This window comes from Halomonas lysinitropha, assembly GCF_902500215.1.
Classification (GTDB): domain Bacteria; phylum Pseudomonadota; class Gammaproteobacteria; order Pseudomonadales; family Halomonadaceae; genus Halomonas; species Halomonas lysinitropha.
Map to the genome: position 1 here is coordinate 1 of NZ_CABVOU010000028.1, position 547 is coordinate 547.

The window sequence follows — 547 nt, forward strand, 5'->3', positions numbered from 1 at the left end:
CGAGCAACGACTGTTTGGGTCTGTAGCTCAGTTGGTTAGAGCGCACCCCTGATAAGGGTGAGGTCGGCAGTTCAAGTCTGCCCAGACCCACCAAATTTGCGTGATACGTCGTTGAACGATGACTCGTATAGCAGGCTATACGTCGCCATCTTTCGCCTAGTTTCACACAAATTCCCTCGAATGGATGGGTATCAGGGGCCTTAGCTCAGCTGGGAGAGCGCCTGCCTTGCACGCAGGAGGTCAGCGGTTCGATCCCGCTAGGCTTCCACCATTTCATGGCAGGAGGTCAGCGGTTCGAGCGAATCGTCGCACCGCCCGCTAGGCTCCACCACCCCACAGTCCTGACCTGATCGAGTCTGCAGTCACAAGCCACTATCACCTCCTGTGATGACCGGCTTGTGACTGTCGATTGACAGTCTGCTCTTTAACAATGTGAATCATGCTGACAAAGTTTCTTCCGAGAGGAAGAGACGCGAGATACGTTTCAAGCGTATCCGGCAATTGTCGATCGTCATCGCGGACCAGACCTCTTGGGGTTATATGGTCA

At 54.3% G+C, this 547-nt stretch carries 2 tRNA genes; both read left to right on the top strand.

The window, feature by feature from the left end:
- The first annotated feature begins 16 nt into the window (after positions 1 to 16).
- Positions 17 to 93, top strand: a tRNA-Ile gene (locus HALO32_RS07350).
- Positions 94 to 194: 101 nt separating this feature from the next.
- Positions 195 to 267 (top strand) — tRNA-Ala (locus HALO32_RS07355).
- Positions 268 to 547: the final 280 nt, after the last annotated feature.